This window comes from Amycolatopsis endophytica (assembly GCF_013410405.1).
Taxonomy (GTDB): Bacteria; Actinomycetota; Actinomycetes; order Mycobacteriales; family Pseudonocardiaceae; genus Amycolatopsis_E; species Amycolatopsis_E endophytica.
Window position 1 is genome coordinate 809,303 of sequence record NZ_JACCFK010000002.1, and the last position, 18,205, is coordinate 827,507.

General features: G+C 72.2%; 13 protein-coding genes. 9 read left to right on the top strand and 4 right to left on the bottom strand.

The genetic code is table 11. The annotated features are described in order from the left end of the window. Positions 1–167: 167 nt before the first annotated feature. On the bottom strand, positions 168–1,364 hold the full coding sequence (locus tag HNR02_RS29475; protein WP_179776916.1) for an ROK family transcriptional regulator: 1,197 nt from the start codon (positions 1,362–1,364) through the stop codon (positions 168–170). Positions 1,365–1,545: 181 nt separating this feature from the next. Here HNR02_RS29475 and HNR02_RS29480 point away from each other — a divergent pair, with 181 nt between their 5' ends. The 3 genes from HNR02_RS29480 (at position 1,546) to HNR02_RS29490 (ending at position 7,031) form a co-directional block, all read left to right on the top strand. Further along, positions 1,546–2,505: a sugar phosphate isomerase/epimerase family protein gene (locus tag HNR02_RS29480; RefSeq protein ID WP_179776917.1), complete on the top strand. Its 960-nt coding sequence runs from the start codon at positions 1,546–1,548 to the stop codon at positions 2,503–2,505. Positions 2,506–2,548: 43 nt separating this feature from the next. Beyond that, on the top strand, positions 2,549–5,836 hold the full coding sequence (locus tag HNR02_RS29485; RefSeq protein ID WP_179776918.1) for a PQQ-dependent sugar dehydrogenase: 3,288 nt from the start codon (positions 2,549–2,551) through the stop codon (positions 5,834–5,836). 88 nt (positions 5,837–5,924) lie between these two features. Then, a complete protein-coding gene (locus tag HNR02_RS29490) occupies positions 5,925–7,031 on the top strand; it encodes a CapA family protein (protein WP_179776919.1) in 1,107 nt (368 codons plus the stop codon). Between the two features lie 419 nt (positions 7,032–7,450). Here HNR02_RS29490 and HNR02_RS29495 read toward each other — a convergent pair whose 3' ends face one another. Beyond that, positions 7,451–8,530 (bottom strand): T6SS phospholipase effector Tle1-like catalytic domain-containing protein, encoded by a 1,080-nt coding sequence (locus HNR02_RS29495; RefSeq protein WP_179776920.1) that lies wholly within the window; start codon positions 8,528–8,530, stop codon positions 7,451–7,453. Between the two features lie 148 nt (positions 8,531–8,678). On the opposite strand from HNR02_RS29495, the gene HNR02_RS29500 reads away from it, so the two are divergent. Beyond that, positions 8,679–9,827 carry a PucR family transcriptional regulator gene (locus tag HNR02_RS29500; protein ID WP_179776921.1) on the top strand — a complete coding sequence of 383 codons (1,149 nt, stop codon included), beginning with the start codon at positions 8,679–8,681 and terminating at the stop codon, positions 9,825–9,827. A gap of 210 nt (positions 9,828–10,037) precedes the next feature. Then, positions 10,038–11,294 (top strand): PucR family transcriptional regulator, encoded by a 1,257-nt coding sequence (locus HNR02_RS29505; protein WP_179776922.1) that lies wholly within the window; start codon positions 10,038–10,040, stop codon positions 11,292–11,294. Positions 11,295–11,298: 4 nt separating this feature from the next. Here HNR02_RS29505 and HNR02_RS29510 read toward each other — a convergent pair whose 3' ends face one another. Further along, a complete protein-coding gene (locus HNR02_RS29510) occupies positions 11,299–12,798 on the bottom strand; it encodes an AMP-binding protein (protein WP_179776923.1) in 1,500 nt (499 codons plus the stop codon). Positions 12,799–13,067: 269 nt separating this feature from the next. Between HNR02_RS29510 and HNR02_RS29515 the strand changes: the two genes are divergently transcribed. The 3 genes from HNR02_RS29515 to HNR02_RS29525 all read left to right on the top strand — a co-directional run bounded on the left by HNR02_RS29515 (position 13,068) and on the right by HNR02_RS29525 (position 14,917). Then, positions 13,068–13,706, top strand: a complete 639-nt coding sequence (locus HNR02_RS29515) for a DUF6801 domain-containing protein (protein WP_179776924.1) — start codon at positions 13,068–13,070, stop codon at positions 13,704–13,706. A 94-nt stretch (positions 13,707–13,800) separates the two neighbouring features. Further along, entirely contained in the window at positions 13,801–14,100 is a 300-nt protein-coding gene (locus HNR02_RS29520; RefSeq protein ID WP_179776925.1) for a hypothetical protein, read from the top strand. 28 nt (positions 14,101–14,128) lie between these two features. Then, positions 14,129–14,917, top strand: a complete 789-nt coding sequence (locus tag HNR02_RS29525; protein WP_179776926.1) for an SDR family NAD(P)-dependent oxidoreductase — start codon at positions 14,129–14,131, stop codon at positions 14,915–14,917. Here HNR02_RS29525 and HNR02_RS29530 read toward each other — a convergent pair. Further along, positions 14,911–16,164 (bottom strand): alpha-amylase family protein, encoded by a 1,254-nt coding sequence (locus HNR02_RS29530; RefSeq protein ID WP_179776927.1) that lies wholly within the window; start codon positions 16,162–16,164, stop codon positions 14,911–14,913. The two genes, HNR02_RS29525 and HNR02_RS29530, sit on opposite strands and share 7 nt — an antisense overlap. 57 nt (positions 16,165–16,221) lie before the next feature. Here HNR02_RS29530 and malQ point away from each other — a divergent pair, with 57 nt between their 5' ends. After that, positions 16,222–18,162 carry a 4-alpha-glucanotransferase gene (malQ, locus tag HNR02_RS29535; protein ID WP_179776928.1) on the top strand — a complete coding sequence of 647 codons (1,941 nt, stop codon included), beginning with the start codon at positions 16,222–16,224 and terminating at the stop codon, positions 18,160–18,162. The last annotated feature ends 43 nt before the right edge of the window (positions 18,163–18,205 follow it).

Genomic DNA, 18,205 nt, shown 5'->3' on the forward strand with positions numbered 1-18,205 from the left:
AGCTCCACTTCGCTGGGAAACTGGCCGGATCTCAGTGCTCTGGGTACCGGCCTACTCTGACTGGCGGGGTACTTCTGCCACAATCCGGCAAAAGGAGTAACAATCGAATCGTTACTTTCGAACGAACCTGCCGAAAGTGCTACCACCAGGATGCAGAACGTGACCGGTCAGCCGGCGACGCTGAACGCGTGATCGGAGGCGAGCCAGGCGGCGCCGATCACCGCCGCCTGATCCCCCAGCTCGGAGAGCACGATGGGCAGGTTCCCGGTCGCCAGCGGCAGGGACCGCCGGTAGACGGAGCTGCGCACCTCGGCCAGCAGCGTGTGCCCCAGATGCGCCACGCCGCCGCCGATGACGACCATGCCGGGGTTCAGGAAGCTCACCAGCGAGGCGACGACCTGCCCCAGCCTGCGCCCACCCTCGCGCACGAGCGTCACCGCCGCGAAGTCCCCCGCCTGCGCGGCCTCGGCAACGTCACGAGCGGTCAACGCCTCCCGCGCCTCCAGCAACCCCGCCAGATATGGTGACCGCCCGCTGCGGGCCAGCGTCAGCGCGTCCCGGGCCAGTGCCGCGCCGCCGAAGTAAGCCTCCAGGCACCCGACCTCGCCGCAGGCACACGCCGGGCCGTAGTCGTCCAGCTTGATGTGCCCGATGTCGCCCGCCGTACCCGCCACCCCCCGGTAGACCCGGCCCCCGACGACGATCCCGCCCCCGATCCCGGTGCCGACCTTCACGAAGATCAGGTCGTCGAGCGAGCGCGCGACCCCGGCGTGCCGCTCCCCCAGCGCCATCACGTTCACGTCGTTGTCCACCGTCACCGCGCAACCCCAGTGACCCGCCAGCCGGTCGCGCACGGGGAAGCGGTCCCAGCCGGGCATGATCGGCGGCGCCACCGGAAACCCTTCGCGGAAACTCACCGGGCCGGGCAGCCCGATCCCCGCGCCCGCCAGGCGGCCCGGCGCGTCCTGCAGGACCTTCGCCGCCAGCTGCTCCACCCGGTCCAGCACCGGCACCGGCCCGCGCCGCACGTCGCAGTCCTCCACCGCGTGCGCCAGCACCTCGCACCGCCCGTCCGTCACGGCCACGCCCACCGACGTCGCCCCGACGTCCACGCCCAGGAAACGCACGTGGCCCGCGAGGCGGACCATCGTCGAGCGGCGGCCACCGCGACTGGCCGCCGGACCACCCGCCGACACCAGCCCGCCTTCGGCCAGCCGGGTGATCTCGGCGGCGAGCCGGGCCCGCGGCACGCCCAGGCGTTCGCCGAGTTCGACCCGCGCCAGCGGACCCTCGTCCCGCAGCAGAGCGAGCAGTCCGGCCTGCTCGCGGGTCTCGGCCGACGGGGGAAAACCGCTGGTGGTCACGGGGCACCAGCCTCCTCGCTGCTCGCGCGTCCACCGACGATAGCCGGGCGGACCCGCCTTCTGGGCGGATCCGGCGGAACTTTGTTCGCAGAAGTCCGAAACCCTGGACACTTCCGGCGAAAGGCTCCTACGTTGACCGGCGCACGTGGCAGGGGGTCGGTACTGACCGAAGGAGAAACCCGTGTCCCACTCGTCGTTCGACCGCCGCGGATTCCTGCGCACCGCGGCGGGGGCGACCGTCGCGGTCAGCGCCGCGGCACTCGCCGGATCACTGCCCGCGGCCGCGAGCCAGGGCGGCGGCCGTCTCGTTCCGCAGAACCAGATCGGCATCCAGCTCTACAGCGTCCGCGACAAGGTCTCGCAACTCGGCTTCCGCACGGTGTTCGAGGAACTGTCCCGCATCGGCTACCGCGAGATCGAGTTCGCGGGCTACACCCAGAACACCGACATCCTCGGGCGGCAGATCACCGTGCCCGAGATCGCCCAGCTGCTGTGCGACTTCGGGCTCAAGGCCGTCGGCAGCCACGTCGGTCTCCCCAACTTCCGCGCCAATCTGGAAGGCGAACTGGACAACGCCGAAATCCTCGGCCTGAGGCACATCGGCACCGCCAACGCACCCACGAACGTGACCACTGTGGACGGTTACCGCGCGGCGGCCGACGAGTTCAACACCTTCGGCGCCGCCGCGCGCCGCCGCGGCATGAAGTTCTACCAGCACAACCACGCCGGTGAGTTCGCCTTCGCCACCGACCGGCCCGACGTCCGCCTCTACGACGTCTTCTTCCGCCACACCGATCCGCGCCTGGTGTACCTGGAGATGGACGTCTACTGGGCCTACGTCGGACAGCACCTCTACCCCGGCTTCGAACCGGCCGACTACATCACCCGCGCTCCGCACCGCTACCCGTTGCTGCACCTCAAGGACGGCGACGAGAACCCCGACAACCCCAACGGCTACGACATCGTCGAATTCGGCGCGGGCGACCTGCCCTACCGGAAGTTCCTGCGGCGCGTCAACGGCCGCGGCCGCTACCACGGCATCTGGGAACAGGACACCGCACCGAACACGCTGCCCAACCCGCCCGGCTCGTTCGCCGCGGCCCTGCGCAGCTTCCGCGCACTCAAGGACCTCCGCGGCTGACCCCGCAAACCCCCACCCGAAACCCCACCGGAGTGATGTCGCGATGCACCCTGCCCTGAGACGGCTGCTCACCGCCGTGGCGGTGACGGCCCTGCCGGTGCTCGGCCTCGCCGTGCCCGCCGCACCCGCCATGGCCCAGGCGGAGGATCCCGCGCTGGACTGGAACAACTACGAGAAGATCACGCTCACCAAGAACGTCGGCGAGCCCATCGACCTGGCCGTGCTGCCCGACAACCGCGTCCTGCACACCGCGCGCAGCGGCGAGGTGCGGCTGACCGACCCGAAGACCGGCGTCACCAAGGTCGTCAACACCATCCCCGTCTACCAGAACTCCGAGATGGGCCTGCAGACGGTGACGCTGGACCCGGATTTCGCCGCGAACCAGTGGGTCTACCTGTACTACTCCCCCACGCTCGACACCCCGGCCGGCTCCGCGCCCAACACCCTGCCCGAAGGCGCGGACGACTCCTACTGGCGGCAGTGGGAGGGCTACGACGTGCTGAGCCGGTTCAAGTGGACCGGCGACTCGCTCGATCCGAGCACCGAACAGGAGATCATCCGCGTCACCACCAATCGCGGCCAGTGCTGCCACGTCGCCGGTGACGTCGACTTCGACGCCCATGGCAACCTGTACCTCTCCACCGGCGGCAACACCCCCGCCTCCGGCCCGAACGTCAACGGCTACACCCCGATCAACGACGCGCCCGGCTACAACCCCGGCCTCGACGAGCGGCGCGGCTCGGGCAACACCAACGACCTGCGCGGCAAGATCCTGCGCATCCACGTCAACGACGACGGCAGCTACACGGTCCCCGAGGGCAACCTGTTCGCGCCCGGCACCCCGCAGACCCGTCCGGAGATCTTCGTGATGGGCCTGCGCAACCCGTACCGCATGACGGTGGACAAGGCCACCGGTGCGGTGATGTGGGGCGACTACGGCCCCGACGCCGGCACCGCCGACCCGGACCGCGGCCCGATGGGCTACGTCGAATGGCAGACCACCACGAAGGCGATGAACTCGGGCTGGCCCTTCTGCACGGCCGACAACACCCAGCCCTACCGGGACTTCGACTTCGCCACCCTCACCCCGGGCCCGGCGTTCGACTGCGCCGCACCGGTCAACGACTCGCGCTGGAACACCGGCCTCACCACGCTGCCGCCCGCCACCCCGGCCACGCTGTGGTACGGCGACGAGGACGACGACCAGCCGTGGCCCGAGCTGACCGCGTTTCGCTCCAGCACCGGACAGGCCCCGATGGGCGGCCCGGTCTACCACTACGACGCGGACAACCCGTCGGCCACGAAGTTCCCGCAGTACTGGGACGGCAAGGCGTTCTTCGGTGAGTTCTCGCAGGACTACGTCGCCGCGTTCACGCTGTCCGGCCCCGACGGCCCGGTGACGAAGCTGGAGAACTTCCTGCCCAACGCGGATCTGTCCACACTGGGCCAGCCGATCTGGGACAACCCGATGGACCTGGAGTTCGGCCCGGACGGCTCGCTCTACGTGCTGGACTACGGTGACGGCTTCTTCCGGCAGAACCCCGACGCCGGCCTCTACCGGATCGACTGGGCGCAGGGCGACAAGACGCCCACCGCGCGGATGACCGCGACCCCGTCCTCCGGGCAGGCGCCCCTGACCGTGGCGTTCGACGGCAGCACCTCCAGCGACCCCGAGGGCTCCGCGCTGACCTACGAGTGGGACTTCGACGGTGACGGCACGTTCGACGCCACCGGCGCGCGGGCTTCCCACACCTACACCGAAAACGGCCAGGCCGAGGCCCGGCTGCGGGTCACCGACGACGCCGGCAAGCACGGCCTGACCTCGAAGCAGGTCACGATCGGCAACACGGCGCCGACCGTCGGGCTCACCGCACCGGCGCACGGCGGGTTCTTCGACTGGGGCGACTCGGTTCCCTACTCGGTGACCGTGAACGACCCCGAGGACGGCACGACACCGGACTGCGACCGCGTGGCGTGGGCGTTCGGGCTGGGCCACAACCAGCACGGTCACCCGGTCGACAGCGGCACCGGCTGCAGCGGCGCGGTGGTGACCCCGACCGACGCGGGCCACGGTGAGACGGAGAACGTCTTCGGCGTGCTCAACGTGACCTACACCGACAACGGCGCGAACGGTGTGCCCGCCGCGACCGGTGAGGCGCAGGCGATCCTGAACCCGAAGCTGATGCAGGGCGAGCACGCCGACACCAGCAGCGGCGTGACGATCACCGACGACACCTCGGCCTCCGGGCTGCGCTCGGTCACCGGGTTCGACGCCGGTGACTGGCTGGCCTACGACCCGGTGAACTTCACCGGCATCACCGGCGTGCAGACCCGGGCACACGGTGCCGGACAACTGCAGCTGCGGTGGAACGCGGCCGACGCGGCGCCGTTCGCGACGGTCGACGTGCCCGCCGGGGACGGCTGGCAGACGGTCGAGACGGCGTTGGGCGGTCTGCCCGCCGGCGCCGGTCAGCTGTTCGTCACTTCGAGTGGCGGGGTCGATGTCGACGCTTTCACCTTCCAGGGCCCCGGTGTCGCCGACGGCACCGCGCCCGTCGTCACGGCGGAGCTGACGCCGTCGGCACCGACCGGCGCGAACGGCTGGTACACCGGGGACGTCACGCTCGCCGTCTCGGCGACCGACGACGGCACCGTGTCGAGCAGGCAGTACTCGGTGGACAACGGCGCCACCTGGGCCGACGCGGCGAACCCGGTGACGCTCTCGGCCGAGGGCGCGACCACGGTGCTGTACCGGGCGACCGACGGCAGCGGCACCGTGTCCGAGCCCGGCACGGTGACGGTCCAGATCGACAAGACCGCGCCCGAGGTAACCGTCGCCGGGGTGACCGAGGGCCAGAACCCGGGTGACTCGGCCACGCTGACACCGGTGCTCACGGCCACCGACGCGACGTCGGGGCCGGGCGCGGTCACCGCCACCCTCGACGGGCAGCCGGTCACCTCCGGCCAGGCGGTCGAGCTGTGGCGGCTGCCGCTCGGGGCGCACCAGCTGTCGGTGACGGCAGCCGACCAGGCCGGGCTCACCACGACGCGGACGGTGTCGTTCACGACCGGCACGTCCTACACCGACGTGCGGACGCTGATCGACCGGTTCCGGGACGCGGGCTGGGTGACGAAGGCGGGCGCGGTGCAGCTGCGCGTCACGCTCGACCTCGCCGAGTGGCATGCGGATGGCGGCCGGGTCCGGCCCGCGCAGGAGGCGCTGCGGCTGTTCGACGCCATGGCCGGCCGGCGGTGGAACGTGCCGGACCGGCTCGCGTCGGACACTCTCCGTCGTGACGCCGCCGCACTATCCGGTGCGATGAAGCCCTGATCGGACGTTCCCCGGGCCACCCTCGGTGCGTGAGGCGCACTGAGGGTGGCCCTGCTCGTGTTCGCGGCGGCTGGCAGGATCGGGCGCCATGCGCATCCGCTCGGTTCTCGCGGCCCTCGCGGCGGGCTCGCTGCTCGTCGCCTGCTCCACCCCGGACGACGATCCGGTCATCACCGGCCCCGGATCGGTCACCCCGCGCGCGGACACCGGGTTCACCGTCGCGGCCACGGGTGACGTGCTGATCCACCCGGCCCTGACCGACCAGGCCACGGTCGACGGCGGCGGCACGCGCGACTACCGGCCGCTGCTGGCCGGGATCGCCGACGACGTCAGCGGCGCCGACCTGGGCATCTGTCATCTGGAGACACCGCTGGCTCCCGAGGAGGGCCCGTTCGAGGGCTACCCGGAGTTCAGCGCGCCACCGGAGATCGCGGACGCGCTGGCCGCGACCGGGTACGACGACTGCTCCACGGCGTCGAACCATACGATCGACCAGGGCACCGACGGCGTGGACCGGACGCTCGACGAGCTGGACGAGGCCGGGATCAAGCACACCGGATCGGCGCGCACCGAGCAGGAGGCGGACACGCCGCTGGTCCTCGACGTGCACGGGGTGAAGGTCGGGCACGTGTCCTACACGTTCGGGTTCAACGGCAAGAAGCTGCCCAGCGGCAAGCAGTGGGTGTCGAACACGCTCGACGCGGACGCCGTGCTGGAGGAAGCCAGGGCGGCCCGCGCCGCGGGCGCGGAGGTCGTGATCGCGAGCCTGCACTGGGGCACCGAGTACCAGCACGAGCCCACGTCCTCGCAGCGCGGGATCGCGGAGCAGGTACTGTCCGATCCGGCGGTCGACCTGATCATCGGCCACCACGCGCACGTCGTGCAGCCGATGGAGAAAATCGGCGGCAAGTGGGTCGCCTACGGGCTCGGCAACTCGATCGCGCGGCACGAGGAACCCCGCGGCATCACCGAAGAGGGTCTGCTCGGACGGTTCCACTTCACGCGTTCGGGGCAGGGCTGGACGGTCGACCGGGCGGAGTACGTGCCGACCGTGATCGACCTGGGCCCGCCGATCCGCCTGCGCACCGCCGACGACCCGGGACTGGATCCTGAGCGCGCCGCGGAGGCGGTGGCGCGGACGGACGAGGTGGTGCTCAGCCTCGGCGCTGGTGGCGCTGGCCTCGCCCGCGGCTGACCCGCGCGAGTCCCACGCTCCGTCGGGCGAGTCCCACGTTCCCGGGCGCGAGTTCCACCTTTCCGGGCGCGAGTTGCGCGGTCGTGGGCGCTACGCGGGTTGTTGGCGCTGCGCGCGGCTGAGGGCACCGGGTTCGCCCCGCCCCGCCCCGCCCCGGGCCGCAGGCGCTGGCGCGCCCCGGCTTGGGGTCCTCCCGAACCCGATCTTTCAGTGTTCGGTTGCCGAGGGGGCTGGGGATCGGATTGCGGGAGAGGAGTGGTTCGGGTGGTGGGGCGCGTTGCGTTGCCGGGTAGCGGTTTCGCGCGTGCGTGGTGTGCGAGTGTGGGACTCGGCGTCGGGAAGGTGGGACTCGCCGAGAGGGCCCGCGAGTTCTGCGTTCCCGTGCGCGAAGTCCGCGTTCGCGCGCGGGAAAGGTGCGGTCAGGCGGGGTCGGGGGCCGGGCTGAATGCCTGGAAGCGCTCGCCCTCGTCGCTGCGCACGGGCAGGACCGCGCCGCCGTCGGTGAGGTACCTGGCGAGGTTCGGGGCGTACCCGCCGACCATCGCGTGTCGTTCGACGGCGCTGGATGCCGCGTACTCGCGCCCGCCCGGCGCGGCTCCCAGCGGGCGCACGTGGCGCGGCAGCAGCTTGTAGAACCCGGTGCGCGAGGTGTGGACGGGGCCCAACGGGTCCAGGTCCGCGGCCGCGAACGCACCCGGTTCGAACGCCAGCCCGTTCGCCCGCGCGCGCTCGACCATCCACAACAGACTGATGTCGGCCAGCGCGCGGTCCGGGTAACCACCGCCGACGTCGGAATGCACACCGGAGAACCACACCTGCTCCACGCGCTGCCCGAGCGTGCCCGGACGCGGGTGCCACAACGCCGGCTTGAACGGCGGGCGCTGCTCGTCGATGGCGAGCGCCTGGTAGGCCGCGTCGACGCTCGAACTCAGTTCGGTGTCGTGGAACTGCCACCGCCGGTTGATCAGGTTCACCAGCCGCATCCCGGACAACGGGATGCCGAGCGACCCGACGGTGTCCCACACGCCGAGGAACCGGATGCGCGTTTCGCGGGCGAAGGACCGGCGGAACAGCTGCGCCGACACCTCGCGTGGATGTGTCCTGTCCCGGCGGCTGCGGTAGAGCGCGTACGCCTCGCCGATCCGGTCTTCGTGCTGGTGCCGCAGGATGCCGCAGTTGCGCACCAGCCCGGCGAGGCTGCGCGCGGTGTAGGCGCCCCGGCTGAACCCGAACAGGAACAGCTCGTCGCCCGGTTCGAAGGTGCGGACCAGGAACCGGTAGGCCTCGCGCACGTTGCGGGACAGCCCGAACCCGAACGCGCCACCCCACAGGCGTTCACCGGGCCGCGTGCCGACCCCCGCGTGGTAGTACATCCGCTGCTCGCACCCGGTCCCGTCGGCGGGCGCGATCGCCAGCGCGACCCGCGAGACGTTGGTCGGCGCCGGCTGGTCCGGCGTGTTCCAGGTCCCGTCGCAGCAGATCACCACGCGCTTGGCCATCGTGCCCACTCCCCTCGACGTCCGGTCTGTCGTCGCCAGGGCGGCCGGGGTTACTCCCGCGAAAGGCTACTTGGCGGTAGCATCGTCCGGCTGACGCACTGACCAGCGTAAACGCGAGTCGAATTCAGGTTTTACGAGGGGGCCAGCAGTGCCGGACTATCGCAGCGCGAAGGCGCTCGCGGCCACGCCGAGAGGCTTCGCCGCGGCCTTGAAACCGCACGCCCGCCCGCTCGCCGAGGCGATCGTGCGGGAGGTCCGGGGTTCGGTGCCGGAGTACTCGGGACCGAACGAGGGCCCGTTCGCCCGCGCGCTGGCCGAGGGGGTGGAGATCGCGGTCCGGCACTGCATCCGCTGCGTCGGCAACCCGCGCCCCGACCACGGGGAATGGGTGAGCCAGTTCCGCCAGCGCGGACGGCGGGAGTTCACCGAGGGCCGCACCCTCGACGCGTTCCAGGCCGCGGTCCGGATCGGCGGGCGGGTCGCCTGGCAGTACCTCACGCCGGTGCTGCGCGATCTCGGCGCGACCCCGCAAACGCTCACCGCCGCGGCGGAGGCGATCTTCGCCTTCGTCGACGAGCTGTCCGCGACCGCGCTGGAGGGATTCCAGGAGGCGCAGCGCCCCGCCGATGTCACCCGGCACGAGCACCGCCTGCGCCTGCTCGCACTCGTGCTGGCCGAACCCCAGCCCGATCTCACCGGAGCCGCCGCGGCCGCGGAATGGCCGTTGCCGGAGACGGTCAGCGTCATCGCGTTGTCCCACAGCGTGGACATTCCGGTGCACGAACTCGGCGACGACGTCCTCGCCGACCACCTCCGCGTGGTCTGGCCCGGTTCCGCACCGGACCTGGAAGCGCTGTCCGGCAACTGTGAACGCGTGTCCGTGTCGCCACCGGTCCCGCTCGCGCAGGCCGCCGCCGCGCACCGCCTGGCCCGCCGCGGGCTGGAACTGCCCGGCGGGGTCGTGCACTGCGCCGATCACCTCGACCAGCTCTGGCTGCGCTCGCAGGACTTCCTCGCCGACCGCCTGGGCGGGAAGTACCTGCGCCCGCTGGATTCCGTCAGCGGGAAGCAGCGGGCGCGGCTGGGCGAAACCCTGCTGGCCTGGCTGGAAACCCGGGGTGGCGCACCGGAGATCGCGCGGAAGCTGCACGTGCACCCGCAGACCGTGCGGGCCCGGCTGCACCAGTTGCGCGAGCTGTTCGGGGACCGCCTCGACGACGCCGACACGCGGTTCGGAATCCACCTGGTGCTACGCAGGCAGCTCGCAGGCACTGACCTCGCGGAAAGGAGTTTGTGACGAACAGGCGAACCGCCACCCGTCCGAATGTCACCCCTCTCGACACTCGTCACCCGAACGGGTGGAACAGGAATTCGGAGTGTGTCAACGGTTCTTGCCAACGTCATCCGTCGATGCCATGTTGGCTTCGCGAGCGGATCACGAGCAGTGCCCCGCTGGCGAAAATCTTCGTCCACCGCACCGCCGCGGATTTCCCGAGCAGGGGTTGACATGACGATCGAAGCCGAGGTCCGGCCGAGCCGCACCGCGCCGCCGCGAGCGCCCCAGCCCCGCCGTCCCCGCGGCGAGGGGGCGGGGTCCGGCCGCGCCACCGCGCTGTGGGCATCGCTGCCCGCCGATCTGGCGCCGGTCTTCCGCCCGCACACCGACGCGCTCACCCGGGTCATCCTCACCGAGATCCAGCGGCAGGTGCCGGAGTACGCGCGGCCACTGGAGGGCCCGTTCGGCCAGGTCATCGTGCGCGGCGTGCGGGAGGCCATCGGGCAGTGCCTGGACAACCTGGGCAACCCGGCGGTGTCACAGGAGAACTGGATCGGGGTGTTCCGGCACCTGGGCCGCATCGAGTACAGCGAAGGCAGGCCGCTGGACCAGATCCAGACCGCCTACCGCGTCGGCGGGCTCGCCGCCTGGCGGTTCATCGCGAAGCTCGGCCAGTCGCTGGGACTCCCGGCGGACCTGCTGTGCGTCGGCGCGGAAGCCGTTCTGGCCTATGTGGACGAAATTTCGGCGTTGTCGGTGCAGGGATACCGCGCCGCGCAGGCCCGCGCGGCGGGCACGCGCGCCCGGCAGCGGCGGCAGCTGCTCGGCCTGGTCCTGTCCGAGCCGGCGCCCGCGCCGCAGGCCGTCCAAGGACTGGCCGGGGCGGCGGGGTGGCGGGTGCCGGAGGAGGTCGTGGCGATGGCGCTGGAGCCGCGGCGCGACCAGCACCGGTTGACCCCGCCCGCACTGCCCGCGGACGTGCTGGCCGACCTGGAGAGCCCGCAGCCGTGCCTGCTCGCGGCCGCGCCACCGGAGGGCCTGGCGGCGCTGCTGCGCGGGTGGCGGGTCGCGGTCGGGCCACGGGTGCCGCTGGCGCAGGCGGCGATGTCGCTGCGCTGGGCGCGCCGCACGATGGATCTGAGCGTGCGCGGTATCCTCGCGCCGGAGCCGGTCCTGCACGCCGACGACCACCTGACCACGCTGTGGATGCTGGCGGACGAGTTCCTGATCAGCCAGCTGCGGGACACCTGCCTGGCCCCGCTGCACGGCCTGACCGACAAGCAGCGTTCGCGGCTCGGGCAGACCCTGCTGGCGTGGCTGCAGTCCAGCGGGAGCGCACCGGAGATGGCCGACCGGCTGGGCGTGCACCCGCAGACGGTGCGCTACCGGATGCGCCGCATCGAGGAACTGTTCGGCGACCGGCTGGGCGACCCGGACCACCGCCTGCGCCTGGAAATCGCGCTCCGGGCCGCCGAGTTGCTGACGTGAGGCCTCAGGTGGCGGGCGCGGCCGTCAGGTAGGCCTCGCGGCAGGCGGTCCGCGCCAGTTTTCCCGCCACCGTCCGTGGCAGTGTGCCCGGCGCCTCCACGTGCACGGCGCGCACGCGTGGTTCGTCCCCCACCGCCCGTTCGACCGCGGCGGCGTCCACCGGCTCCAGTGACTCCGCGAGCACCACGACCGTTCCGTCGACGGCCGGGAGGACCACCGCGGAACCCGGCACCAACCCGGGCACGGCCTGCTCGATCGCCGCCTCCACGGATTCGGCCTGCCATTCCCGGCCACCGGCCCGGAAGCGGTTCTCCAGGCGCCCCAGCACGGTCAGTTCACCACCGGAAAGCAAGCCCACGTCGCCGGTGCGCAGCCACCAGCCGGGCTCCCCCGCGTCCACCTCGTCCCGCAGCAGCGCGCAGAACGTCTCGGCCGAGGCGGTGGGACGGCGCCAGTACCCGCGCGCGACGGTCGGGCCGGTCACCCAGATCTCGCCCGCCACGCCCGCGGGCAGCGACCGGCGGCTCCGCGGATCGACCACCGCCACCGTCCGGCCCGGCCGCCCCGACGAGCCCGGACCATCCCCTGTGGACGCTGCGGACACCAGCCCGCTCGCCTCCAGCAGACCGTAGGCGGCGCGGTGCGCGTCCGCCCGGAGACCGGGCAGGACCGCGCGGGACCGGGCCGTCTCCCCCACGTCGACCACCGCCCGGACCCCGCTGAGGTCGATACCCTCCGGTGCCGGACACCGTGCCAGGAACGTGTTCGTCGCGGCTGCCACCGCATCCGGGTGCTCGGCGAGCGCGCGCAGCCACGTCTCCGGCCGCTCCCGGACAAGCGCGGCGGGCAGGTGCACCGTCGGGCAACCGGCTAACAGCGGCGCGGCCACCGCGAACGTGAGGTTCGCGCCGTGCAGCGGGAATCCGTTCACGACGACGGCCGCGCGGTCGCCGAGGGCCAGCGCCTGCGCCGTACGGGCGGCGGAGTCGACGAGGTTGGCGTGGGTGAGCACGACCCCGACCGCATCGGAGGTGTAGCACAGGCACGCGAGATCCGTGGCGTCCGGCTCGGGCACGTCGAAGAGGTCTCCGGGCACGGAGTCGACCGCGACGATCCGCCACACGGCCACCCCGGCGGCGTCCAGCAGCGCACGCACGTCGAGCAGCCTCTCGCTGGTGGTCAGCACGATCTCCGGGGCGGCGTCGACGAGCGTGGCGCCGAGCCAGGCGTCGTCGCGGCCCGGCGCGAATCCGGGCACCGCGACCAGCCCGGCCCGCAGGGTCGCGAGGAACCCGACGACCCACTCGGTGCCCTCGTCGGCGAGGATCGCGGCCCGGACACCGTCGAAGCTGAACCGGCGCAGCCACGCGGCCACCGCCGACACTCGGCGGTCCAGCTCGTCCCAGGTGAGCGAGCGGCCGGGATCGGTCACCGCGACGGCGTCGGGCGACCGGCGCGCCCAGGTCGCCAGAAAACGCGGCAAGGACGCAGGAGAAATGGTCACGGCGAAAACCGTAGTGATCTTGCGAAGAGGGTGTCAAAACTTGTGACCATGATGCCAGCGCAGTGGCCGGATAGTTGTCAGGCGGGTGAGCACGGAACAGGAAGAACCGGGTGAGCTGGGTTTTCTACCCGCGTGCCAACTTCCCCGCGGAAACCACTGCAACTGGTGACAAGTTTTCCAAGGCGGACCGCGAGCGCTTGATACGCCATTTTCCGGTCATTACCTTACTCATTGGTAACCCGTTTCCCGGAAATCAATGGAGATTACCCATGAATCGTAGGAGCATTGCCGGCGCGATCGTCTCCGGGTCCGTTCTGGCCGTCTCGGCCGCGGCCGGCCTGCTCGCCGGAGCCGGCACCAGCGCCGCCGACCCGGCCACCCTCACGCTGACCTACACCTGCCCGTTCCCGCTGATCGGCAACCAGCAGATCAGTGTGGCGATCAACGCGGACGTGCCCGCCACGGCGACCGTCGGCGAGCCCACCCCCGAGTTCGCGATCGAGGCCGTCGCCACCGTGCCCGAGACCGCCACCGCCGGCCTGAACCTCGTCGGCGCCAAGACGGTCGAGGGCACCGCCCAGGCCAGCGCCGCCGTCGACGCTCCCGAGGCGAGCCTGCCGGTCACCGTCCCGACGACCATCGCGCCCACCGAGATCCCCGCCTCCGGCGCGTTCGACGTCACCGCGACCGGCACCACGCCGTCGCTGACCTTCACCCAGGCCGGCGAGGCCACGGTGACCGTCGGGGACCTCCTGCTGACCCTGCACCCGAAGACCGCCGACGGCTCCGACACCGGCCTCGGCACCTTCGACTCGCAGTGCACGCAGGACGCGGGCCAGGACAACACGCTGGCGACCGTGCAGATCAACGAGGCGGCGCAGTCCGCCACGGAGCAGCGCGTCCGCTGACCGTTCACCGGTGGGGCGTCCGGGTCTTCCGGGCGCCCCACCGGTGGCTTCCCGCGCAAGTGTGAAGATCGGTGGCACCGGGTACGCCACGCGCGTGACACCGCGTGACGACGAACCACTCGACCTGGGCGCGACGGAACTGTCCGGCGCCGAGGAGGACCGCATCCGCGACGAGCACGACCTCGACCGTCCGGACGTGTTCGACGAACGCAACGCGGTGGACGACCGCGCCGGGACGCGCTCGAACCTGCTGCCCGAAGAGGAACACGCCGGCAGCGCCGACCCGGAGGCGCAGGCCCGCGAGGTGCTGCGCGATTCGGACCTGCGCACCGAGGTACCGGAATCGGCGCCGGACACCATGATCGAGCGGCGCCGTCCGGAAGAGACCACCTGAGCGGTGCCCGCGCTGGTTCACTGGGGGAATGGATCTTCACCTGAGTGGTAAGCGCGCCATCGTGACGGGCGGCAGCCGCGGGATCGGGTTCGCCGTGGCGCGGGCCCTGACCGCGGAGGGAACCGACGTCGCGCTCGTCGCCCGCGATGCGAAGGCACTCGAACAAGCCCGCGCGCGGATCGGCGGCAACACCCTGGCGGTTGCCGCGGACGCCACCGACGACGACGCCGTGCGTGCGGCCGTGGCGCGGACCGTCGCGGAGTTCGGCGGCGTCGACATCCTGGTCAACGCCGCCGCACAGCCCGCCGACCCGACGAAGCCCACCGAGCTGGCGAAGCTGGACGACGACGACCTGCGCGCCGAGATCGAGACGAAGGTGCTCGGCTACCTCCGCTTCGCCCGCGCCGTCGCGCCGTACCTGATCGAGCGCGGCTGGGGCCGGATCGTCAACATCTCCGGGCTCAACGCGCGCCGCACGGGCAGCCCGTTCGGCTCGATCCGCAACGCCGGGGTGTCCGCGCTGACCAAGAACCTCGCCGACGAACTGGGCCCGCACGGCATCAACGTCACGGTCGTGCACCCGGGTCTCACGGTCACCGAACGCACCCCGGCGATGATCGACGCCGTCGCCGCGGCGCGCGGGGCCACCTCCGCGGAAGCCGCGGACCTGCTCAGCCGCGGCTCCTCGCTCGGCCGGATGATCACCGCGGCGGAGGTCGCGGACGTGGTCACGTTCCTCGCGTCCCCGCGCAGCGTGGCCGTGACCGGCGACGCCATTCCGGCCGGCGGCGGCACGCCGGGGCCGATCTTCTACTGACCGAGCACCGCCCACCCGTGCGGCGGCACCGTGGGCCACGGGGCCTTCCCGTCGGGCGAGGAGGAGTCCAGCACGCGCAGCCCGTCGATGCCCACCGGGAACCGGTACGGGTCGTCGCTGGTGTTGAGCAGTGTCAGGATCTCCTGGTCGCCGTCGCGGGAACGCAGGGCCATCGCCCGGTTGGCCAGGTGCTCGACCTCCGTGCGGGCGCGCACCAGCCACGGATTGCGCCGCCGCAGGCCGATCAACCGCTGGTGCAGCCGGTACACCGGCCAGCCGTACGGGGCGAGCCCGGCGGAGTCGGACGGGAACTCGGGGCGGATCTCGTCGTCACCGCTCTCGCGCTCCTCCTTCACGCCGCGGAACGCCTGCTCGTCGCCGTAGTACACGCTCGGGACGCCACCCACGGTGAACAACACGGCCAGCGCGTGCGCCAGGTGCCGCTCGTCGGGCAGCTGGCTCGCCAGCCTGGTCACATCGTGGTTGCCGGCGAAGGTCTGCGGGACGAAGGAGCCCATCAGCTCGTCATGCCGTTTGAGCGCCCAGGACAGCTCGAAGAAGTTCCCGTCGCGCAGTGAACTCCAGATCGCCTTCCACAGCTCGTACTGGGTGACCGTGTCGAGGCCGCTGCGGGCGACGTAGGCGGTGTAGTCGCCGTGCAGCACCTCGCCGACGAACCACGCCTCCGGGTTCCGCCGCCGCACACCGGGCAGCACGCGGGCCCAGAACTCCGGCCGCACCGCGTAGGCCGCGTCCAGGCGCCACCCGGACACGCCGCGCGCGAGCCAGTGGTTCATCACCCGCCCGACGTAGTCCACGACGGCGGGCTGCTCGTGGTCGAGCGCGACGAGGTGCCGGTGGCCCTCGAACACCGCCACGTCGCCGGCCTCGCGCCGGAACCACTCCGGGTGCGCGAAGCTCCGCGCGACGTGGTTGAACACCCCGTCCAGCACGATCCGCAGACCACGCCCGCGCGCCGCGGCGACCAGGCGGTCGAAGTCGGCGTCGTCGCCAAGCCGCGGGTCGATCCGGAAGTGGTCGATCGTGTCGTAGCCGTGCGTCTCCGACGCGAACACCGGTCCCAGCAGCAGGCCGGAACAGCCCAGCTCGATCGCGTAGTCGAGCCATGCCTCCAGCCGTCTCAACCGGTGCGCGGGCTCACCACCCGCTGTCAGCGCCCGCGGCGCACCGGTGAAGCCCAGCGGGTAGACGTGCCACCAGATCGCGTGGTCGGCCCAGCGCGCCATGCGTACTCCTCGTCTCGTCGTGTGGCGGCACCCGTCCCGCACCGGGATCCTGGACGGGTGGATGCCGACCTCGCCGCCCTCGCGCACGCCTACGGAGTGGCCACCCGGTACGAAAACGCCGAGCAACGCGAGGTCGAGGTCGAGCCGGACGTCGTCGCCTCCGTTCTCGCGCAGTTCGGCGTGGACGCGTCCGGGCCGGACGCGGTCCGCCGCGAACTGGCCGCGGTCCGCGAGCGACGGGCAGCAACGGCGCTGCCCCCGACCCTCGTGCTGCGTGAAGGTACCGAACACGACGCGGGCGGACCTGCTGTCCTGCATTTGGAGGACGGCACCCGGCGGGAGACCGGCCGCATGATTCCCGCCGATCTGCCGCTGGGCTGGCATCGCGTGGAGACCGCCGACCAGAACGTCGTGCTCGCCGTGGTGCCGCACCGCCTGCCGGAAGTGCCGCCGGCCTGGGGCTGGATGCTGCAGCTGTACTCGCTGCGCTCGCACGACTCGTGGGGTGCCGGGGACTTCGGCGACCTCGCCGTGTTCGCCCGCCGCTCGGCCGCCGAGCTGGGCGCCGGGGTGGTGCTGGTCAACCCGGTGCAGGCGATCAGCCCGGTTCACCCGGTCGAGCGCTCGCCGTACTCGCCGTCCAGCCGCCGCTACGCCAACCCGCTCTACCTGCGGGTGAGCGACACCGCGGAGTTCGCCCGCGCGGACGAGGACCTGCGCGCGCGGGTGCTCGCGCTGCGCCCGGACAACCCGGACCTGATCGACTACGACGCGATCTGGAGCGCCAAGCTCACCGCGCTGGAGCTGCTGTGGCCGCTGCACGAGCCCGTCCAGGTGGACGACGACATGCGCGACTTCGCCACCTTCGGCGCGCTCGCCGAACGGCACGGCCCGGACTGGCGCGAATGGCCCGGGCCGCTGCGCGACCCGCACAGCGCCGAGGTCGGCAAGGCCCGCGACGAGCTGGCCGACCGGATCGCCTTCCACGCCTGGCTGCAGCGGCTGTGCGAGGACCAGCTGGGCCGTGCCCGCGAGGCGGCGGGCGCGATGCCCGTCGGGATCGTGCACGACCTGCCGGTGGGCGTGCACCCCGGCGGCGCGGACACCTGGGCGCTGGGCGACGCGTTCGCGCCGGAGGTGACCGTCGGCGCGCCGCCGGACGCTTTCAGCCAGCAGGGCCAGGACTGGAACCTGCCGCCGTGGCGGCCCGACCGGCTGGCCGAGCTGGGCTACGCGCCCTTCCGCGACGTGCTGCGCGGTGTGCTGCGGCACGCCGACGGCATCCGCGTCGATCACGTGGCCGGGCTGTGGCGGCTGTGGTGGATCCCGCCGGGCGAGCCGCCCTCGCGCGGCACCTACGTGCACTACGACGCCGAGGCGATGCTGGGCATCCTCGCGCTGGAGGCGCACCGCGCGGGCGCGGTCGTCGTCGGCGAGGACCTGGGCACGGTCGAGGCCGCGGTCACCAAGACGCTGCACGAGCGCGGCGTCCTCAGCTCCGCGGTGCTGTGGTTCCAGCGCGACTACGACGCGCCGGGCCACCCGTTCCTCGCGCCGGAGGAGTGGGACCCGGACGCGATGGCCAGCATCACCACGCACGACCTGCCGACCGTCGCGGGCTGGCTCGCGGGCGAGCACGTGCGCGTGCGGGCCGAACTGGGGCTCCTCGACGGACCGCCGGAGGAGGAACACGCCGCGGCCGAGGCGGAGCGGGCGGACCTGCTGGCGTTCGCCGCCGCGCGGGGCGTCCCGGCCGGCGATCCGGTGACGGCGCTGCACACGCTGCTCGCCTCCGCCGCCTCGCGGCTGCTGCTGACCGCACCGGCCGACGTGGTCGGCGAGCGGCGGCAGCCCAATCTGCCCGGCACCACCGACGAGTACCCGAACTGGCGCATTCCCTTGCCCGTCACCGTCGAAACGTTTTTCGCGGACGCACGACTGCGCCACTTCGTGAACGCTTTGCGCGTGGCGCGCCCGTTGACCGGACGGAACGCGTGACGCCCCGCTAGATTGGGCACACATCCGTACCGACGGCCCGCGA

What these genes read in the sequence shown, in the direction of transcription:
- HNR02_RS29495 (WP_179776920.1), bottom strand. Translation starts at nt 8,530, where the DNA reads ATGGCCAAGCGCGTGGTGATCTGCTGCGACGGGACCTGGAACACGCCG.
- HNR02_RS29530 (WP_179776927.1), bottom strand. Translation starts at nt 16,164, where the DNA reads ATGGCGCGCTGGGCCGACCACGCGATCTGGTGGCACGTCTACCCGCTG.
- HNR02_RS29505 (WP_179776922.1), top strand. Translation starts at nt 10,038, where the DNA reads ATGACGATCGAAGCCGAGGTCCGGCCGAGCCGCACCGCGCCGCCGCGA.
- HNR02_RS29490 (WP_179776919.1), top strand. Translation starts at nt 5,925, where the DNA reads ATGCGCATCCGCTCGGTTCTCGCGGCCCTCGCGGCGGGCTCGCTGCTC.
- HNR02_RS29525 (WP_179776926.1), top strand. Translation starts at nt 14,129, where the DNA reads ATGGATCTTCACCTGAGTGGTAAGCGCGCCATCGTGACGGGCGGCAGC.
- HNR02_RS29515 (WP_179776924.1), top strand. Translation starts at nt 13,068, where the DNA reads ATGAATCGTAGGAGCATTGCCGGCGCGATCGTCTCCGGGTCCGTTCTG.
- HNR02_RS29485 (WP_179776918.1), top strand. Translation starts at nt 2,549, where the DNA reads ATGCACCCTGCCCTGAGACGGCTGCTCACCGCCGTGGCGGTGACGGCC.